The following is a 19,367-nucleotide window of genomic DNA, read 5'->3' on the forward strand; positions in this document are numbered from 1 at the left end:
GAATGGAACTGGATAAAATGAATATAACGAAGTTAGTGCGTCCTTTCTTTTCCTCAAGGCTTCGAGCAATTGATTCATATACCTCGCAAGCTGAGGCCGTTCAGCATAAAGTGTTCCGCCATTTGATTCGGGAGGCAGCTTCTACGGAATGGGGGAGAGAATACGACTATGAACATATCAAAAGTTATCAGGATTTCCAACGAGTTCCTATACAAACCTACGAGGAGATCAAAGGCTATGTAGACCGGATGAGGCAGGGGGAAAAGGATGTACTTTGGCCGGGGAAGGTGAATTGGTATGCCAAATCGTCAGGGACGACGAACGATAAAAGTAAGTTTATCCCTGTCAGCAAAGCCGGGCTCCACAATATACATTATGCCGGTGGAAGAGATGCGGTAGCGCTCTATCTCGCGCAAAATCCGCATAGCCGAATGTTCTCGGGAAAAGGATTGATTTTAGGAGGAAGCCATGATCCGGACTGCTATGTCAAAAACAGTTCGGCGAGTGACTTGTCCGCCATATTGATCGAGCATATCAATCCGTTGGTGAATCTCTATCGTATTCCGGAAAAGAAAATAGCCTTGCTGAACGATTTTGAGAAAAAGCGGGAGCAAATTGCCCGAAGTGCGATGAATGCGCGGGTCACCAATATCTCGGGCGTTCCGTCGTGGATGTTAGCCGTCTTGAAACGCATATTGGAGCTAAAAGGAACGGACAACTTGACGGAAGTGTGGCCCGATTTGGAAGTTTTCTTCCACGGCGGGGTGGCTTTCACGCCGTATAGCGCGCAGTATAAGCAGCTCATACCGAGCGATCGGATGCATTACCTGGAGACTTACAATGCCAGCGAAGGATTCTTCGGTTTACAGAACGATTGGACGGATCCGGCGATGTTGCTGATGATCGATTACGACGTGTTTTACGAATTTATTCCGATGGATGAATGGGAGAAAGAACAGCCGACTCCCGTCCCACTATCGGGGGTGGAAACGAATCAAAACTATGCGATGGTTATCAGCACTGCGTGCGGGTTGTGGCGGTACATGATTGGCGATACGGTGAAGTTCACCAGCAAGACCCCGTATAAATTCATCATTTCCGGAAGGACGAAACATTATATCAATGCATTCGGCGAAGAACTGATGATCGATAATGCGGAGAAAGGATTGGCGGTTGCATGCGCCGAAACCGGCGCTCAGGTGTCGGAATATACGGCGGCTCCCGTCTTCATGGATGCGGATGCGAAGTGCAGGCATCAATGGTTGATCGAGTTTGCCGTCAGGCCTGATTCTGTGGCTCACTTCGGCGAGGCGCTCGATCGCGCGTTGCAGGAAATCAATTCGGATTACGAAGCGAAACGGTATAAGAATATGACTTTGCAACCGCCGGAGATCATGGTAGCTCGGCAGGGTCTGTTTCATGATTGGCTGAAAGCAAAAGGCAAGTTGGGCGGTCAGCATAAGGTGCCCCGTTTGAGCAACAGTCGCGAGTATATGGATGAAATAATAACGATGAATCACTAATCCATGAATTTGAAAAAAAACTATCCTCTGCTCGTTTTCGGGCTGATCGTCCTCGTCTATGCTTGCGCCAGTACGGGGCATCCCGACGGCGGCCCTTACGACGAGATGCCGCCCCGTTTCCTGAGCAGCACTCCGCGACAGGGCGAGACGGGTAGCAAGGCGAAGAAGATTTCTATCTTATTCGATGAATACGTCAAAATAGAAAAAGCTTCGGAGAAGGTGGTGATCTCTCCTCCGCAGTTGGAGCAACCGGAGATTAAAGCGAACGGAAAGAAGATAGAAATAGAATTGATTGACTCCTTAAAACCGAATGCTACCTATACAATCGACTTCTCGGACGCGATTGTCGACAATAACGAAGGCAATCCTTTAGGTAATTTTGCCTTCACTTTTTCTACCGGCCAATCGATCGATACGATGGAGGTAGCGGGAACAGTCCTGAATGCGGAAGATTTGGAACCCGTGAAAGGAATCTCGGTCGGGTTGCATTCCAATTTGAACGATTCCGCTTTTACCAAGCTCCCGTTCGATCGCATCTCGCGCACCGACAGTCGGGGGCGTTTTTCCATCCGCGGCGTAGCCCCGGGGAAATATCATATTTTCGCGCTGATGGACGGCAATCAGAACTATCTTTACGATTCCAAAACAGAGCAAATCGCCTTTAGCGATTCCATCATCATTCCGAGTTTGAAGCCGGATACGAGGCAAGATACGGTCTGGGTAGACTCTTTGACCATCGATACGATAAAGACGGTCGGGTATATGCACTATCTACCCGACGATGTGGTGCTTCGCGCCTTTAAGGCGGAGAACGACCGGCAATACTTGAAAAATTTCACGCGCGACAAGTTGAATCACTTCATACTTACTTTCAGTGCTAAAGCGGATACATTACCTACCCTGAAAGGCTTGAATTTCAATGCGGGTAACGCCTTTATCGTCGAGGCGACCGTCACGAACGATTCCATCTGTTACTGGATAAAGGATTCGCTGGTGTATAATATGGATACGCTGGTGGTCCGGATGGATTACTGGGCCACCGATACCTTGGATAAGTTGGCTCCGAAAACGGATACGCTGTACCTCGCCAATAAATACGATCGAGCTCAACGGGAGAGGATGCGGAAGATAGAAGAAGAGAAACAAGCCAAGGAAAGAAAGAGAAAAGAAAAACGAGGAGAAAAGATCGAAGCGGAAAAAGAATTCCTGAAAATGAAAATGGATGCTCCCAGTACCCTGGATCTGGACAGGAATGTACAGTTCTCCTTCGAAGAACCTTTGGCTCAAATCGATACGAACGCCATCCATCTGCAGCTGAAAGTAGATTCTACCTGGCATGATCTGCCTTTCATCTTTGTCGCCGATCCGGTCGTACCCAGACAGTATCAGGTGATGGCCGAATGGGAACCGGACAAAGAATACCAGATAGGAGTGGACTCGATGGCTTTCGTAGGCATCTACGGGCACTGCTCGGATCCCATAAAACCGATGGCGATGAAAACCCAGCCGCTCGATCACTACGGAACCATCCTGCTGAATATTCCGGACGGTGAGGGGGGTATCGTCGAATTGCTGGACGGAGGAGGGAAAGTGCTGCGCACAACGTCCGTGACCAAAGATGGAACAGCCGATTTCTACTTCCTGAATCCGGGAACAAAGTTCTATATCCGAATGTTCGTCGACCGCAACGGAAACGGCGTGTGGGATACGGGGAACTATGAGCGACACTTGCAGCCAGAAGAAATGTATTACTTCCCTAAAGTATGGGAAATGAAAGCCAATTTCGAATTTGAGGAAACGTGGGAAGTGCATGCCCTGCCCCTCGATCGGCAGAAATTGGATGAGATAAAGAAACAGAAACCTGAGCAGGAGAGAAAAGTGAAGAACAGAAATGCTGAACGAGCTAAAAAATTAAACCGTTCATGAAGAGAATAATGCTATTAGTATTGCCCCTGATAAGTCTCGCGTTTGGAGCGAATGCGCAATGCATCGCCACCAACGATGCCATACAGGCCGGTGAGGAACTGACTTATAAACTGAAGTTCAACTGGAAATTCGTGTGGCTGAATGCCGGCTATGCGAAGATGAATCTCGTCGCCTCCACTTACAACGGCAAACCGAGTTTCACCACTATGCTCTACTCGACCACAAACAGAAAAATCGATCACTTCTTCAAGATGCGCGACACGTTGACCTGCATCACCTCCCGCCAGCTGCAACCGTGGTATTTCAGAAAAGGAGCGGAAGAAGGGAAGCGCTATACGGTAGACGAAATATGGTTCTCCTACGAAGGAAACAAATGCCACGTCCGCCAGCAACGATACCGACCGGAACACGGCACGGTTCATGCGAACGAGAAGAGGGACGAATGTATCTTCGACATGCTGAGCATCCTTCTGCAAGCCCGTTCCTACGATTCCGCCAACTATCGGATAGGAGACCGGATCCTCTTCCAGATGGCGACGGGGAAAGCGATCGAGGAACAGACGCTGATCTATCGCGGAAAGAAAAATTTCAAGGCGGAAGACGGCGTGAATTATCGGTGCCTGGTTTTCTCGTTGGTGGAATACGACAAGAAAAACCGGGAACGAGAAGTCATCACCTTCTTCGTGACCGACGACTTGAACCATCTGCCCGTACGCTTGGACCTCTACCTGAGTTTCGGTTCGGCGAAAGCCTTCCTCTCGAGCATCAAAGGCAACCGACATCCGCTGACCTCGGTCGTGGAAGATGGTCGGTGACGGATGGATGCGGTTGGAATCAATTATTAAACCAAGTATTATATGAAAAGAACATTCACTCTCTGGATTGCTTTGCTCATCGGCCTGGCAACCTTCGCTCAACAAGCTTTATGGGACCGCGCTCCCGTCGTCTCTCCCGAAATTCACCCCGACCGTACGGTCACCTTCCGACTAAAAGCTCCTAAAGCTGTCCGCGTTCAGATTACGGGCGATTTCCTCCCTCCCAGAAAGATTCAAACCCCGCGCGGCGAAGCGGAGACTTCCGGCCTTGCCGAACTGACGGAGACCGACGACGGCGTCTGGGAATACACTACGCCTGAGCCGTTGCTTTCGGAGCTTTACAGCTACGCCTTCATCGCGGATGATCTGAAAATGCTCGACCCTGCGAATACAAACGTGAACCGTGACGTGGCCACCTTGAGCAATATCTTTTTGGTCGGCGGCGGGCAGGGCGATCTGTACAAAGTCAACGAAGTGCCGCACGGAACGATCGCCAAGGTGTGGTACGACAGCCCGACGTTAGGCATGCAGCGACGCATGACGGTCTACACCCCCGCCGGCTATGAAGACGGCCGCCGACGTTACCCCGTCTTCTATCTGTTACATGGCATGGGCGGCGACGAAGAAGCATGGATGACGCTGGGACGAGCCTCGCAGATCCTCGACAACCTCATTGCACAGGGAAAGGCCAAGCCGATGATCCTGGTCATGCCCAACGGCAATGTCGATCAGGAAGGAGCTCCGGGGTTCGCTCCGGACGAGAAAGCGCAGTCGAGCAAAGTCTTTATGCAAGGCAGTTTTGAAGAAGCCTTCCCCGATGTGCTGAAGTATGTGGAAAAGCATTACCGTACGATAAACAACAAGGCCAATCGGGCTATCGCCGGCCTTTCCATGGGAGGTTTCCATGCCTTGCATATCTCTAAATATTATCCCGATCTGTTCGATTACGTCGGCTTGTTCTCCGCAGCGGTAACGCCTCGTAAGGATGCTCGATCACCGGTCTACGACGACTTGGAAGGGAAGTTGAAGGTGCAGTTCGACAAGAAGCCTGCGCTATATTGGATCGGCATCGGCGAGAAAGACTTCCTGTACAAAGCCAACGTCGATTTCCGACAGATCCTGGATAAACACGATTATCGGTATACATATTACGAAACCGGCGAAGGGCATATCTGGAAAAATTGGCGGATTTATTTGTCACAGTTCGCCCCCTTACTGTTCCGATAGATATTTCTGTAATGCCGAAGTAAAAGGGAATATGTACGCCGCGTCAGAATAGGGATTTCGGCGTCACGAGACGGGCAGCTTTTTGAAAGTAAAAACTCCTCCCCTGAAAATTTTCAATCAGCGGAAGTTTTCATAAAGACTTTAGAAAATCATATTGAGGATTATGATAATAAAAGAATCAAATCGCCCTCATTATGCGGAAGCATTCGTTTCGAAACAGGCTCCTGAAGACACCGCCTCCCTTAAGGTTGATCTTAAGGGAGGCGATTATTAGATCGGACAAGCGATCATTTTACAAACGAGGCTTTCAACAAGTAATCGACGCTTGCTTTCACCCTGTCGAACTGTTTGCCGCTATGCGTATCTTCTATTTCGATCCAGAAGTACTTCATTCCGTTCGCATAGAACTGGTTGAAGATATTTTCGAAGTTCATCATCCCCGACTGGCCCAATACCATGCGGTCTTTAATGTGCAACATATGGATCCGATCAGCAGCTTTCTGCAAGTATTCCACCGGATCGTTCTGCCCCATGACCGTCCAATAGACATCCATCTCGAACAGTACCTTCTCGGGATCCGTATTGGCTAAGAACAGGTCGAGGATCTGAGTTCCTTCCCTCTTAGTGAAAAGCGTTCCGAATGTGGCCTCTTTACCACCCGGAACGACGCGGGCGAACTCCATGTTATGGTTATGATAACCGAATCGAAGTCCGGCGGCTTTCACGACTTCTCCCGAGGCATTGAGGATGTCGCAGAAGCTCTTTACGGCTTCTTCGCTGGACAGAATCGGCATCATCGGTTCCACGACGTATTCTACGCCTAACTTCACATGGTCGTCGGCGATTTTCTTCCACGATTCCAGAATGGCATCTTTCATGGAAGCAGAGAACATGCCGTCCGAACTTCTTTTCTCCTTTCCTGCAACGCCGGCAAAGAGTTGCGGTGGATTCACATGCGAACTGACAATAGTCAGGCCCGCATCTTCCGCTTTCTGCTTAAATTCCATCATATCCACCCCGCCGATCTTGCTGTTAGCCGGATTGTACCCCGCCAACTCGAGGTTATCGATGCCCATCTCCTTGATGCGCTTCAAGTTGGCTGCCAGATCGCCGGCATAGAGTTCCGGTCCTAAGGTGTAAATTTGTAAACCCAATGTTTTGTGAACATTGTTTGTCTCCCTTGCATCCGCTCCTTCAGGTTTCGTCTTCGGAGTGCAACCCGCTAAAGCTCCCATCGTCAACAACGAGGTAGCTTTTAAGAAATCTCTTCTAATCATAGCATCTATTTTTAAGTCATTGATCGGGGTAAAATTAAAGAATATATTTCACATGCGGTACTTTTCTTTCGATTTTTTCAATCATTCTCTAAAATAACTTCGGTTTTACAGAATGAAAACGGAAACCGAAACCCAACATCAGATAATTCGGATTTTTAAAATCCTGCAAATTGTATCCGATATGCAGAAAGAGATTCCGACTCATGTCGATCTTCAGCGCCAGCACTTGGTAGAAACCTTTCAAATCTCCCCCCCGATGAAGTACATTCGCACCGAAACCGACATTGATCGAAAAGAACGGCATGACGTACTCTGCCCTTCCGGACAGCCCTAAAGCCAATTGTTTAGTCAACAGCGGAGCATAAAAATCAGGCATCGTCTCGGAGATGTAATCCTCGGTCACCAGATTCGCACTGGCATCGAACACGCCGTCGAGAGAGAGTCCTGCCCGAAAGCGATAACTAAAATGACACATCGGGGTGAAGTTAAACCCGCCTACCCCATACGTATGCGGAGCGGCAACGCGTTCGTCACCGAGATAAACGCCCTTTTTCCGCCACGAACCGAAGAAGATCAGATCATAACTGATATGTCGCCTGAAAGGAGGTATGACAACCGTTTGGGAACCGACCGGCTCCGTAGTCCGGTTGAAGTTATACACCAGTCCGAGTTTAAATGCGGCGGAATTTAATCCGGCGTTGGGGAATTTCGTGTTTCCATTCGAGAAATGAGTCAGCGAAGCGCCCACATGCAGATCGAACAGGGGAGAGAGCTTCCAGCTCAGGTAACTGCCGATATTCAAATAAGCATTTGTCCGTGAACCGATCATCTGATTATAATCATTCGTATCGGGATCATAGGGCTTCCACCCCAACGAGAGGCCAAAATTCCATTCGTAATTCCAAGACAGGCGAGGAGCGAAAGAAACGATCGTCGCCCCGTGGAAAAGGTAGAAGCTGACCGGATCGCCCAACTCGTCCGACAAGCCGAATCGACTGAAGGAAAGACCTATGCCTTGATAGGATCCCGGATAGATCCGACCGAGCACAGACTCCGGACGAAAACGGAAAGCATACTTCAAATGATAGGAGTCGCCGTATCCCGATTTCTTATTCGCGTAATTGATGCCTTTCAAAAACGGATTGGAACGAAAGACAAAGGCAGGCTGATACTCGATGTTCACCTGATGAACGATTCGTTTGCCGAAAGGGAGAGAGTCGACCGGCAATAAGAGCGTATCGGCAAGGGAAGCATGACACAAAAGAGGCATTGAAAAAACAACTCCCATTAACGCATCTCTTATCCCTTTCTTCAAATGTTGCATGCCCTCGCTTTCCTGCTCTTAAAATTCAAACAGCACAAATATAAGACTTATTTAAAAGAACCGACAACTTTTTCACCCCTATTTGGCAGTGGAGAAAACGGAAATAAAAGATTTAAGAAAATCGACGCCTCGTTATTGGAATAAAATCGTTATTTTTGTTCGAACTTTCATTTCTGCGTATCATGGATACCTCCGCCCAAGCACATACCTTACATATCAAGAACATGGTTTGCAACCGCTGCATCATGGTCGTACGGGCATCGCTGGAAAGGCTCGGACTGCATCCGCAATCGGTTGGCCTGGGCGAAGCGATCCTTCGGGAAACGATCACGGAAGCCGTCCGCCGACAAGTAAGAGCAGCGATCGGGCCCTTCGGTTTCGAACTGCTGGACGACAAACGAGAGCAGCTGATAGAACAAATAAAGAACACGATCGTCGACGTCGTACACCATCACGACGAGGCACTGAAGACGAACCTGAGCGATTACCTGCAAGATAAACTGCACAGGAATTACGGCTCGCTGAGCAAGCTGTTCAGCGAAGTGACTAACACCACCATCGAGAAATACCTCATCGCGCAGAAAATAGAACGAGCGAAAGAGCTATTAGTTTACGGTGAGCTGACCATCAACGAGATTGCCGACAAACTGAACTACAGCAGCACGGCTTATTTCTCATCACAATTCAAAAGCGTTACCGGTCTGACACCATCTCATTTCAAAGCCATCAAAGAACATAGACGGAAGCCGTTGGACGAGGTGTGACAAATGTCAGAGATAACCACCCTTTCTCAATTCCTCGCCAATGAGTTCCAATTCCTCGTACCACTCCTCGCCGAACTTCCTGACGAACGGATCTTTCAAAAACTTATAGAGGGGGAGACCGCTCTTCCGGCCAAGGACGACCGCCGCCTTGCACACCTCCCGTCGGTCGTAGTTCACCCCTTTGAATCGCCCGAAATCCTTGACCCTGATCGGATAAAGATGGCAGGAGATCGGTTTGCAGAATCGGATCTTCCCGACGCGATAAGCTTTCTCCAAAGCACAGCTGCAACAACCTTTCTCGTCATAACAAGTAAAGACGCAATCCTTTCCGCTTACGACCGACGTCACCAAATCGCCTTCTTGGTCGACACAGGCTATGCCTTGCCTATCGATAACGGCACGAGCTTCCCGCGCGAGGTCATTCCAGACAACGGGCAGGGCGTCTTCGATTTCCAACACTTCCTCCGATTCCAGCGGAGCTCCGGCATCGCCTTCGATGCAACAGGCTCCCCGGCAAACATTCAAGTCGCAGAGAAATTTCTCCCTGAAAATATCCAATGAGACGACCACATCGCCTACCTCTATCATCGTTGTGCCTATCTGCATATAAGATAATTCCGACTAAAGTCCAAACGTGAAAAGATCCGCTTCATTCGGGACGAGCATGTCTACTGGGCAATTAGCGATCGCATCATTTTCCCCGCCGTGGCCGGCGCCCCAAGTGTCGAGAATGATCAAAAACGTTTTTCTGTTCATAATCATATTTTAATCTGCTATCGTCAATCGGATGCAAAGTTAGGAAAAACCCGCCGAAAATCATCGTCTCGTTCGCAGGATATTAACTTAAATTCCCTTATAATCATGTTGCATAACATTCGTTCTATATTGCTCTTTCTACCGAAAATGCCTTCCTTTGTACGTTGAAAAACAGCAATATTTAACTTATCATCATCACATGAAACATCCGAAGATTGGTATACGCCCCACCATAGACGGTCGGCAAGGCGGCGTACGCGAAAGTCTTGAACACAAGACGATGGCTTTGGCGCAAGCCGTAGCCGATTTGATATCGAAAAACCTGAAGTATAAAGACGGCGCTCCCGTCGAATGTATCCTTGCAGACAGCACCATCGGACGAGTGGCGGAAAGCGCGACCTGCGCCGACAAGTTCGAACGTGCCGGCGTGGGTGCCACCATTACGGTAACCTCTTGCTGGTGTTACGGTTCCGAGACGATGGACATGAACCCCTACTGGCCCAAAGCCGTTTGGGGATTTAACGGGACGGAACGCCCGGGAGCCGTCTATCTGGCTGCCGTATTGGCGGCTCATGCACAGAAAGGACTGCCGGCCTTCGGCATTTACGGGCACGACGTGCAAGACTCGGAAGACCATTCCATCCCCCACGACGTGGCAGAGAAATTACTCCGTTTCGCCAAGGGCGCCGTAGCAGTCGCCGAGTTGAGAGGAGAATCCTACCTTTCGATCGGCAGCGTGACGATGGGTATCGCCGGTTCAATCGTAAACGACGACTTCTTTCAGGAATACCTCGGCATGCGAAACGAAAGCGTGGACGAAGTAGAGATTCTGCGCCGGATGGACGAAGGTATTTACGACCCCGAAGAATTTAAGAAAGCGATGGCTTGGGTAGAGAAATACTGTAAAGTCAACGAAGGCTGGGACAAAAACCGCCCGGAAAAACAAAAGACTCGCACCCAGAAAGATGCAGATTGGGAATTTATCGTGAAGATGACGTTGATCGTCATGGATCTTATGCACGGTAATCCGAAGTTGTCGGCAATGGGATTCCACGAAGAAGCTTTGGGACATCATGCCATCGCCGGCGGCTTCCAAGGGCAGCGGCAGTGGACCGATTGGAAGCCGAACGGCGACTTCACGGAAGCTTTATTGAATACCACCTTCGATTGGAACGGCCGGCGCGAACCGTCTATCCTGGCTACCGAAAACGATTCGCTCAACGGCACCGCCATGCTGTTGGCTCATCTCCTGACCAACCGCCCGCAGCTATTCTCCGACGTCCGCACCTATTGGAGCCCGGAGGCCGTAAAGCGCGTAACCGGCAGAACGCTGTCCGGCACCGCCGCTCCCGGCATCATCCACTTGATCAACTCGGGCGCTACGACCTTGGACGGCACAGGGCAGAGCAAGGACGAGCAGGGCGCTCCCACGATGAAGCCGTTCTGGGAAATGACCGAAGAAGATATCGCGAACTGCCTGCAAGCCACCTCGTGGATGCCAGCTGACCGCGACTATTTCCGCGGAGGCGGGTTCAGCAGCTGTTTCCTGTCGAAAGGCGAAATGCCCGCTACCATGTTGCGCATCAACTTGATCAAAGGACTGGGCCCCGTCCTCCAGCTTGCGGAGGGATGGATCGTCGACATCGATCCGGAGATACATCGGATCCTCGACCGACGTACCGACCCGACGTGGCCCACTACTTGGTTTACGCCGCGCTTGGATCCGGCAAAAGACGCATTCAAAGACGTTTATTCCGTCATGAACAACTGGGGAGCCAATCACGGCGCTATCACTTACGGACATATCGGCGCCGATATGATTACGTTAGCTTCCATGCTCCGAATCCCCGTTTGCCTGCACAACGTCAAAGACAGTGACATCTTCCGCCCAGCTGCGTGGAATGCTTTCGGTATGGACAAGGAAGGCGCCGACTTTCGCGCTTGTGCCAATTACGGCCCCATTTACAAGTAAATCATCATATCGCACAGCGAGGAGGAGGCGTCAAAATGAAGGTTTCGACTCAAAAGGGAAACAGCTCCCGCAAACCTTTACGTCGACCGCTCGCTGGTGTTTTTCATCCCGAAAACAGTTACCATGAGTGAGAACAGACAATCCCTTCTCTGGAAGGACGGTGTGAACTACCTGATTCCTTTCATGCTGATCACCTTTTGTTTCGCCCTCTGGGGATTCGCGAACGATATTACCAACCCGATGGTAAAAGCCTTTTCCAAGATTTTCCGCATGAGCGTGACGGACGGTGCATTGGTACAGGTGGCTTTTTACGGCGGCTACTTCGCCATGGCTTTCCCGGCCGCCATGTTCATCCGCCGGTACTCCTACAAGGCGGGAGTCTTGGTCGGACTCGGGCTTTACGCCGCAGGCGCCTTGTTCTTCTTCCCCGCTAAAGCCGTCGGGGTGTACGGTTATTTCTTGGCGGCCTACTTTATCATGACTTGCGGACTGTCGTTCCTCGAAACGAGCTGCAACCCTTACATCCTGAGCATGGGAACGGAAGAGACCGCCACCCGACGGCTCAATCTGGCGCAATGCTTCAACCCCTGCGGCTCGATCGTCGGCATGTACGTAGCCATGAACTTCATACAGGCAAGACTGAACCCCGCCAGTAGCGCCGAACGCGCTCTATTGGACGAGGATCAGTTCAATGCACTGAAGGCATCCGACCTGAACGTGTTGATCGCTCCCTACCTGGCAATCGGAGCCTTCATCGTCCTGATGTTCTTCCTCATCCTGTTCACCCGGATGCCGAAAAACGGAGATCGAAACCGTCAGCTTCACTTCGTTTCCACTCTGAAACGCATCTTCAGTCTGCCCAAATATCGCGAAGGAGTGATCGCCCAATTCTTCTACGTAGGAGCACAAATCATGTGTTGGACCTTCATCATCCAATACGGAACGCGAATTTTCATGCACGAAGGGATGAGCGAACAGGCGGCGGAAGTCTTGTCGCAACGGTATAACATTTACGCCATGCTACTCTTCATATGCAGCCGCTTCCTGTGTACCTATCTGATGAAATTCTTCCGCCCGCCCAAGCTGCTGGCAATCTTCGCCGTGGGCGGAATGATTTTCACCATGGGCGTTATCTTTCTGCAAAACCGGTACGGCATATACTGCCTGGTAGCCGTCAGCGGATGCATGTCTCTGATGTTCCCCACCATCTACGGGATTGCGCTCAGAGGGTTGGGCGACGATGCGAAATTCGGCGCGGCCGGACTGATCATGGCTATCCTCGGCGGCTCCGTGCTGCCTCCACTTCAGGCGAGCATTATCGACTTGGGGAAGATAGACGGCATGCCAGCCGTCCACGTTTCGTTCGTTTTACCGTTCATCTGCTTCGTCGTCGTTTGCATGTACGGCTTCCGTACTTACAAACGCCAACACGCAGAGACAGAACGAGTCGGCAGGAGTTAAAATTCAGTTTAAGCGTTATCGAGCCACTCGGCGAGACCTGAAATCCATTTTAGGCGCTATCGAGCCGCTCGGCGGGACCTGAAATCCATTTTAGACGCTATCGAGCCACTCGGCGGGAGCTAAAATCCATTTTAGACGTTATCGAGCCACTCGGCGGGACCTAAAATCCGTTTTAGGCGCTATCGAGCCGCTCGGCGAGACCTAAAATCCGTTTTAGACGCTATCGAGCCGCTCGGCGAGACCTGAAATCCGTTTTAGACGCTATCGAGCCACTCGGCGGGAGCTAAAATCCATTTTAGACGTTATCGAGCCACTCAATGGGGGTTGCCGTCCGAGTTTTCCCAAAACTGCGGGGAAGGTTCGGCCGAACGACAACGTTTACCTTCATTCGAAGGGAATGTCCAGTTGCCTTTCATCGCCGAGCAAATTGTATGTCAGGCGGTGAAAAGGAGTGCTTCCGTATTTCCTGATCGCGAGACGATGTTGCCTGGTGGGATAACCCTTATTCTGCTTCCAGCCATACTGCGAGTAGGCCGCATCGAGCTCTGTCATGTAATCGTCGCGGTAGGTCTTGGCAAGGATCGAAGCCGCCGCGATCGACAGGTATTTGCCGTCGCCTTTGACGATTGTCCGGTAAGGCAGATTTCGGTATGGACGGAAGCGATTGCCGTCGATCAGTAAGAATTGCGGCCTGATTTTCAGTTGATCGAGCGCCCGATGCATGGCTAAGAATGAAGCGTTCAGGATGTTGATCTCATCGATTTCCTGGGGATCGACTCGTCCTATCGCCCAGTCGATCGCCTCTCGCTCGATCACCTCCCGCAGGGCATACCGCTGGTGCGGCGTCAGTTGTTTGGAGTCGGTCAGCGTTTCGTGTTCGAAATCCGGAGGCAAGACGACGGCGGCAGCATAAACAGCGCCTGCCAGGCAGCCGCGTCCGGCCTCGTCGCACCCCGCCTCAAGCAAGTCTTTATTCAAAAAAGGCAATAGCATGTCAGAACATTTGACTCACCCGCTCGATGCCTGCCGCCAGGACATCCGCCTCTTCCTGCGTATTATAGAGCCCGAACGAAGCGCGTACCATGCCTTCGACGCCGTAGCGGTTCATCAGTGGCTCTGCGCAATGATGTCCCGTTCGGACAGCGATTCCCAAACGGTCGAGCAACGTTCCCATATCCAAATGGTGAATGTTTCCTACGAGGAACGAAATCACTCCTCCCCTCTGAACCGCCTGACCGAAAATGCGCATACCTTTTATCTCCTTCAGGCGCTTCACGGCATAGGCGGTGAGGGCGCGTTCGTGGGCGGCGATATCAGGCATTCCCAACGCAGACACGTAGTCCAGGGCTTTCGCCAGTGCGGTAGATCCGATGTAATCCGGCGTCCCCGCCTCAAACTTAAAAGGCAATTCGTTGAAAGCCGTCTTCTCGAACGAGACACTTCGGATCATCTCGCCACCGGCCTGGTAGGGAGGCAACCTGTCCAGCCATTCTTCCTTTCCGTAAAGCACGCCGATACCCGTAGGCCCGTACACTTTATGCCCGCTGAAAGCAAAGAAATCCGCATCCAAGTCCTGCACGTCGACAGGCAAGTGAGGAATGCTTTGCGCGCCGTCTATCATCACCGGCACTCCGTGAGCATGCGCCATGGCAACGATCTCCTTGACCGGATTGATTGTTCCGAGCACATTGCTGACGTGTGTGACGCTGACCAGCTTTGTCTTCTTCGTGAAGAGTTTTTCGTATGCTTCGAGCACTAGCTCGCCGCAGTCGTCAATGGGAATCACCTTGATCGCTATGCCGCGTCGCGCCGCTTCTAACTGCCAAGGGACGATGTTGCTGTGATGTTCCATGCTCGAGACGATCACCTCGTCGCCCCGTTGCATCCGGCTTTCGGAGAACGTGGCGGCCAGCAGGTTAATGCTTTCCGTGGTGCCGCGGGTAAACACGATTTCGTTCGTACTTCGGGCGCGAAGGAATTTCCTCACCGTCTCGCGTGCGGCTTCGTGGCATTCCGTCGCTTTCTGGGAAAGGAAATGAATGCCGCGATGTACGTTAGCGTTCACGGAATAGTACTCGTCGACGATCGATTCGACTACGGAACGGGGTTTCTGGGTAGTCGCAGCATTATCCAGATAAACCAAGGGTTTACCGTAAACCGTCCGGCTTAAAATGGGAAAGTCTTCCCGTATCTTTTGCACCTCATACATAAGCGTTTATTTTTTACAGATCGCACAGCCGTCGCACTGATCCAACTGTCCACGGAAGCGTTTCTCGACCAGGACGTGCAAACGCTCTTTCAACGCGTCTAAAGCAATCGTATCGATAACCTCGTTGACAAAAGCGAACATCAATAGCATGCGAGCTTCCTGACGAGGGATACCTCGCTGTTGCATATAGAACAGAGCGCTTTCGTCCAACTGTCCGACGGTAGAGCCGTGCGCACACTTCACGTCGTCGGCGTAAATCTCCAACATCGGTTGCGTATACATGCGCGCCTCTTTCGTGACGCAAAGATTCTTATTCGTTTCCTGCGAAACGGTTCGCTGCGCCCCTTCGCGAACCAGGATCTTCCCTGCGAAGGCGCCTATCGCCCGATCGTCGAGCACGTACTTGAACAGTTCGTTGCTGGTGCAATCCGTCGCCAGATGATCGATCAGCGTATGATTGTCTACCTGTTCGTTCTTGTCGGCGATCGCCATGCCGCAAAGGTTCATTTCCGATCCTTTTCCGCTCAACGACACCTGCGTCATATTCCTCGTCGTACCGTTCTGAAGCGTCATTCCGTTGAGTAGAAGTTTGCTGTCGGCAGCCTGATCGGCATACAGGTTGCTGAAGCGGACCGTCTTCGTATGCGTCGCTTCCAGCTCGTAGAAGTCGAGCGAAGCGTGCTCGCCGACGAACACCTCGACCACTTGGGTAGTCAAGAAGTTTACCTTATCCATCGCATGATCGCAGACCAACAGTTGGGCGCGAGCTCCTTCTTCCAAAATGACCAGGATACGGCGATTCGCCATCAAATTGCAATCGGACCGCAGTATATTGACCAGCTGAATCGGTTTGTCGACCGTCCTATTCTTAGGGACATAGAGCAAGAATCCGTCTTGCGCGAGGCAGGTATTCAGCGCCGTGATACTGTCCTTCGACGAATCCGCCAATTGTCCGTAATACTTCCGTATCAGTTCCGGGCGAGCGGAAGAGAATTCTTTAAGACTGCCCAAGAGCGCGCCCTCTGGCAAGAGTGCACTCGTCGGACATGCGGTGTAAAAAGAATCGTTGACTACGAAATAAAGTGCCGTACGCATGCGAGGGACATCACACTTGAAAATCTCGTACGGGTTGATAAGCCTCTCCATCCGTTTCAGATTCACGCCGTAATTCGGTCTAAAAAGCTTGTCGACATCCGTATATCGGTACTCTTCCGTCTTTTTAGAAGGAAAGCCTCGGAGCTTGAACTCGGTAAAAGCATCTTTCCGAAGCGCATTCATCACTTCGGAACTCTGCTGATCAATCAGGACTTCATGCTGCTGAAAGAGGTCGATATATTGCTGTTCGGCTTTCATAATCCGTCTTCCAATTCTTCTTTAATCCAATCGTACCCTCGTTTTTCCAGTTCGAGCGCCAATTCCGGTCCTGAGGTTTTCACAATCCGCCCGTCATAAAGCACGTGCACGATATCCGGCTTGATATAATCCAACAAACGCTGGTAATGAGTGATGACGATGCAGCTCGTTTCGGCAGTCCGCAGCTTGGTAACCCCTTTCCCAACGATACGCAGGGCGTCGATATCCAAGCCCGAATCCGTTTCGTCGAGGATGCTGAGCCTCGGTTCGAGCATGGCCATCTGAAAGATCTCATTGCGTTTTTTTTCTCCGCCGGAGAATCCTTCGTTGACAGCCCGATCAGTCAGTTTATTATCCAATTCCACGATGGCTTTCCTCTCCCTCATCATTCGAAGGAAAGCACCTGCAGACAAAGGTTCTTTCCCCTCGTATTTTCGTTTTTCATTCACGGCGGTACGCATAAAGTTCACCATACTCACGCCGGGGATCTCGACCGGATACTGAAAAGAGAGGAACAGTCCTAAATGGCTTCTCTCTTCCGGTTTCAGCGTCAACAGATCTTCTCCGCGAAAGAGAACCGTCCCTTTGGTAACTTCATAAGCGGGATTCCCAGCCAGTACCGCCGCTAAAGTACTTTTTCCGGATCCGTTAGGCCCCATGACAGCGTGTATCTCACCTTCGTTGACAGTCAGATCGATTCCCCTCAATATTTCCTTGCCGCCGATAGCGGCATACAAGTCTTTTATCTGTAACATCATTTTATTGTTTATTATCCTACCGTTCCTTCCAAAGAAACAGACAAGAGTTTCTGAGCCTCGACGGCAAATTCCATGGGCAATTTATTAATAACTTCCTTCGCGTAACCGTTCACGATCAAGCCGATAGCCTGTTCGGTAGGTATTCCTCGCTGGTTACAATAGAACAGCTGATCCTCATTGATTTTACTCGTCGTCGCCTCGTGTTCTACGACGGCCGTATCGTTATGAATATCCATGTAAGGAAAAGTATGCGCACCGCATTCGCTGCCCAACAACAAAGAATCGCACTGACTGTAATTGCGGGCGTTGTCGGCGGATTCGGAGACACGCACCAATCCGCGATAAGAATTTTGACTCCTGCCCGCGCTGATACCTTTACTTACGATAGTAGAGCTCGTATTCTTCCCCAGATGAATCATTTTAGTTCCCGTATCAGCCTGTTGCCAGTTATTGGTTACGGCAACCGAATAAAACTCGGCCGAGGAGTGGTCTCCCGACAAGATACAACTGGGATACTTCCAAGTGATGGCCGATCCGGTTTCGACCTGTGTCCAACTCAACTTACTGTTCGCTCCGCTGCATAAACCACGTTTGGTAACCAAGTTCAAAATGCCGCCCTGTCCGTTTGCGTCGCCGGGATACCAATTCTGTACGGTAGAATATTTCACTTCGGCATTGTCGTGTACGATAATCTCCACGATGGCGGCATGAAGCTGATTCTCATCGCGCATGGGAGCTGTGCAACCCTCCAAATAAGAGACATAACTATCGTTATCGGCGACAATCAATGTCCGCTCGAACTGCCCCGTCTGCGCAGCATTGATGCGGAAATAAGTAGACAGTTCCATGGGGCAACGGACACCCTTGGGCACGTATACGAAAGAACCATCGCTAAACACCGCCGAGTTCAATGCAGCGAAATAGTTATCCCTGTAAGCGACGACCGACCCGATGTATTTCCGGATCAAATCCGGGTGATCTTTTACAGCTTCGCTCATGGAGCAGAAGATAATTCCTTTTTCCATCAACGTCCGACGAAAGGTGGTCTTCACCGATACGGAATCCATGACGGCATCCACCGCCATCCCCGTCAGTTGACGCTGTTCATGCAGCGGAATGCCCAACTTGTTGAATGTTTTAATCAGTTCCGGGTCGATCTCTTTTTCCTGCGCAGTTTTTTTGCTCTTTCGGGTAGGATCGGCATAATAGGATATGGCCTGATAGTCAATTTCAGGAATCGTCAAATGTGCCCAGTGAGGCATCTTCATAGTCAGCCAATAGCGATAAGCCTTCAGGCGAAACTTCAATAACCATTCCGGTTCACCTTTCTTCGCAGAGATAAGACGAATGATGCTTTCGTCCAATCCCTTCGGTATAATTTCCGTCTGGACATCCGTAGTGAAGCCGTATTTATACTTCTCCTGCGTCAACTCCTTCACATATTTATTGGGTTCTGATCGCATATTCAAAAAATTTGTTTTACTACGCCTTTCGTGGCAGGGAAGAATATACCGGTAAGATTTTTTATCGGTTCGTATAACACCGATTCTCGCTTCGTCTTCTCCGGAATCAAGTCTCCGTTTACGTCAATGTATTCAAATAGATGAATACACAATCCGATCAGCAACAGGAACTTCACAGCTCCGATTCCGCTCCCTAACCAACGGTTCAGCCACCCTAAACGAACGACGTTCAGGACCTTTGACAAGGCCGAAGCAATCACAGAAAAACCCACGGGGACGATTACCCAGATCAGGATGAAAGCGATCACTCGAGCTACAGTGACAGACGTTCCTAAAGTCGGGGCCAACTGTTCGCCCACTAATCCGAACAGGGCTCTTGCCAAGAGTAATCCGACAATAAACCCGGTTATGGAAGCGACCTGTTTAAGCAAACCTTGCATTAATCCCTGCAGGAAGCCGATTCCAATAAAGATAAGGATGATAATATCAATCGTTGCCATTTTATCTCTGCCGAAGTTAAAATGTCATACCGAACGAAA

Annotated in this window: 16 protein-coding genes; 7 read left to right on the top strand and 9 right to left on the bottom strand. The window is 50.5% G+C overall.

What is annotated here, in order from left to right:
• Positions 1–17 precede the first annotated feature (17 nt).
• Genes BN102_RS00655 through BN102_RS00670 form a run of 4 tightly spaced genes read left to right on the top strand, consistent with a single transcriptional unit; the run spans position 18 to position 5,491 of the window.
• The gene (locus BN102_RS00655; protein ID WP_035456494.1) at positions 18–1,523 is read left to right on the top strand and encodes a GH3 auxin-responsive promoter family protein; all 1,506 of its coding nucleotides are present in this window, start codon (positions 18–20) and stop codon (positions 1,521–1,523) included.
• A gap of 3 nt (positions 1,524–1,526) precedes the next feature.
• A complete protein-coding gene (locus BN102_RS00660) occupies positions 1,527–3,449 on the top strand; it encodes an Ig-like domain-containing protein (protein ID WP_019207117.1) in 1,923 nt (640 codons plus the stop codon).
• Entirely contained in the window at positions 3,446–4,264 is an 819-nt protein-coding gene (locus BN102_RS00665; protein WP_021311852.1) for a DUF3108 domain-containing protein, read from the top strand. Before BN102_RS00660 ends, BN102_RS00665 begins: the two co-directional genes overlap by 4 nt.
• Positions 4,265–4,306: 42 nt before the next feature.
• Positions 4,307–5,491: an esterase gene (locus BN102_RS00670; protein WP_019207119.1), complete on the top strand. Its 1,185-nt coding sequence runs from the start codon at positions 4,307–4,309 to the stop codon at positions 5,489–5,491.
• A 287-nt stretch (positions 5,492–5,778) separates the two neighbouring features.
• Here the strand turns inward: BN102_RS00670 and BN102_RS00675 are convergent, their stop codons facing one another.
• Both BN102_RS00675 and BN102_RS00680 read right to left on the bottom strand, forming a co-directional pair.
• Positions 5,779–6,768: a sugar phosphate isomerase/epimerase family protein gene (locus tag BN102_RS00675; protein WP_019207120.1), complete on the bottom strand. Its 990-nt coding sequence runs from the start codon at positions 6,766–6,768 to the stop codon at positions 5,779–5,781.
• A gap of 88 nt (positions 6,769–6,856) precedes the next feature.
• Entirely contained in the window at positions 6,857–8,056 is a 1,200-nt protein-coding gene (locus BN102_RS00680) for an acyloxyacyl hydrolase (protein ID WP_245545292.1), read from the bottom strand.
• A 218-nt stretch (positions 8,057–8,274) separates the two neighbouring features.
• Here BN102_RS00680 and BN102_RS00685 point away from each other — a divergent pair, with 218 nt between their 5' ends.
• On the top strand, positions 8,275–8,856 hold the full coding sequence (locus tag BN102_RS00685; protein ID WP_019207122.1) for a helix-turn-helix domain-containing protein: 582 nt from the start codon (positions 8,275–8,277) through the stop codon (positions 8,854–8,856).
• Between the two features lie 6 nt (positions 8,857–8,862).
• On the opposite strand, the gene BN102_RS00690 is transcribed toward BN102_RS00685, so the two are convergent.
• Positions 8,863–9,444, bottom strand: coding sequence for a DUF3109 family protein (locus BN102_RS00690; protein WP_036787027.1), 582 nt, complete (start codon positions 9,442–9,444; stop codon positions 8,863–8,865).
• A gap of 367 nt (positions 9,445–9,811) precedes the next feature.
• Here BN102_RS00690 and fucI point away from each other — a divergent pair, with 367 nt between their 5' ends.
• Both fucI and fucP read left to right on the top strand, forming a co-directional pair.
• Complete coding sequence (fucI, locus tag BN102_RS00695) at positions 9,812–11,584, top strand: L-fucose isomerase (protein ID WP_036787031.1); 1,773 nt, start codon at positions 9,812–9,814, stop codon at positions 11,582–11,584.
• 123 nt (positions 11,585–11,707) lie between these two features.
• Positions 11,708–13,045, top strand: a complete 1,338-nt coding sequence (fucP, locus tag BN102_RS00700; RefSeq protein WP_019207126.1) for an L-fucose:H+ symporter permease — start codon at positions 11,708–11,710, stop codon at positions 13,043–13,045.
• Between the two features lie 384 nt (positions 13,046–13,429).
• On the opposite strand, the gene BN102_RS00705 is transcribed toward fucP, so the two are convergent.
• Genes BN102_RS00705 through BN102_RS00730 form a run of 6 tightly spaced genes read right to left on the bottom strand, consistent with a single transcriptional unit; the run spans position 13,430 to position 19,328 of the window.
• Positions 13,430–14,038, bottom strand: coding sequence for a ribonuclease HII (locus BN102_RS00705; RefSeq protein WP_019207127.1), 609 nt, complete (start codon positions 14,036–14,038; stop codon positions 13,430–13,432).
• Between the two features lies 1 nt (position 14,039).
• On the bottom strand, positions 14,040–15,254 hold the full coding sequence (locus BN102_RS00710) for an aminotransferase class V-fold PLP-dependent enzyme (RefSeq protein ID WP_019207128.1): 1,215 nt from the start codon (positions 15,252–15,254) through the stop codon (positions 14,040–14,042).
• Positions 15,255–15,260: 6 nt separating this feature from the next.
• Complete coding sequence (sufD, locus tag BN102_RS00715; protein WP_019207129.1) at positions 15,261–16,607, bottom strand: Fe-S cluster assembly protein SufD; 1,347 nt, start codon at positions 16,605–16,607, stop codon at positions 15,261–15,263.
• Positions 16,604–17,362: a Fe-S cluster assembly ATPase SufC gene (gene sufC, locus BN102_RS00720; protein ID WP_036787033.1), complete on the bottom strand. Its 759-nt coding sequence runs from the start codon at positions 17,360–17,362 to the stop codon at positions 16,604–16,606. Before sufC ends, sufD begins: the two co-directional genes overlap by 4 nt.
• 14 nt (positions 17,363–17,376) lie before the next feature.
• A complete protein-coding gene (gene sufB, locus BN102_RS00725; protein ID WP_019207131.1) occupies positions 17,377–18,828 on the bottom strand; it encodes a Fe-S cluster assembly protein SufB in 1,452 nt (483 codons plus the stop codon).
• Between the two features lie 2 nt (positions 18,829–18,830).
• Positions 18,831–19,328, bottom strand: a complete 498-nt coding sequence (locus tag BN102_RS00730) for a CvpA family protein (RefSeq protein WP_019207132.1) — start codon at positions 19,326–19,328, stop codon at positions 18,831–18,833.
• Positions 19,329–19,367 lie beyond the last annotated feature (39 nt).

The organism is Phocaeicola abscessus CCUG 55929 (assembly GCF_000312445.1).
In the GTDB taxonomy this organism is placed as follows: domain Bacteria; phylum Bacteroidota; class Bacteroidia; order Bacteroidales; family Bacteroidaceae; genus Phocaeicola; species Phocaeicola abscessus.

Coding starts and splice junctions, on each gene's coding strand:
- BN102_RS00655 (WP_035456494.1), top strand. CDS start 18: ATGAATATAACGAAGTTAGTGCGTCCTTTCTTTTCCTCAAGGCTTCGA.
- BN102_RS00660 (WP_019207117.1), top strand. CDS start 1,527: ATGAATTTGAAAAAAAACTATCCTCTGCTCGTTTTCGGGCTGATCGTC.
- BN102_RS00665 (WP_021311852.1), top strand. CDS start 3,446: ATGAAGAGAATAATGCTATTAGTATTGCCCCTGATAAGTCTCGCGTTT.
- BN102_RS00670 (WP_019207119.1), top strand. CDS start 4,307: ATGAAAAGAACATTCACTCTCTGGATTGCTTTGCTCATCGGCCTGGCA.
- BN102_RS00675 (WP_019207120.1), bottom strand. CDS start 6,768: ATGATTAGAAGAGATTTCTTAAAAGCTACCTCGTTGTTGACGATGGGA.
- BN102_RS00680 (WP_245545292.1), bottom strand. CDS start 8,056: ATGGGAGTTGTTTTTTCAATGCCTCTTTTGTGTCATGCTTCCCTTGCC.
- BN102_RS00685 (WP_019207122.1), top strand. CDS start 8,275: ATGGATACCTCCGCCCAAGCACATACCTTACATATCAAGAACATGGTT.
- BN102_RS00690 (WP_036787027.1), bottom strand. CDS start 9,444: ATGATAGAGGTAGGCGATGTGGTCGTCTCATTGGATATTTTCAGGGAG.
- fucI (WP_036787031.1), top strand. CDS start 9,812: ATGAAACATCCGAAGATTGGTATACGCCCCACCATAGACGGTCGGCAA.
- fucP (WP_019207126.1), top strand. CDS start 11,708: ATGAGTGAGAACAGACAATCCCTTCTCTGGAAGGACGGTGTGAACTAC.
- BN102_RS00705 (WP_019207127.1), bottom strand. CDS start 14,038: ATGCTATTGCCTTTTTTGAATAAAGACTTGCTTGAGGCGGGGTGCGAC.
- BN102_RS00710 (WP_019207128.1), bottom strand. CDS start 15,254: ATGTATGAGGTGCAAAAGATACGGGAAGACTTTCCCATTTTAAGCCGG.
- sufD (WP_019207129.1), bottom strand. CDS start 16,607: ATGAAAGCCGAACAGCAATATATCGACCTCTTTCAGCAGCATGAAGTC.
- sufC (WP_036787033.1), bottom strand. CDS start 17,362: ATGTTACAGATAAAAGACTTGTATGCCGCTATCGGCGGCAAGGAAATA.
- sufB (WP_019207131.1), bottom strand. CDS start 18,828: ATGCGATCAGAACCCAATAAATATGTGAAGGAGTTGACGCAGGAGAAG.
- BN102_RS00730 (WP_019207132.1), bottom strand. CDS start 19,328: ATGGCAACGATTGATATTATCATCCTTATCTTTATTGGAATCGGCTTC.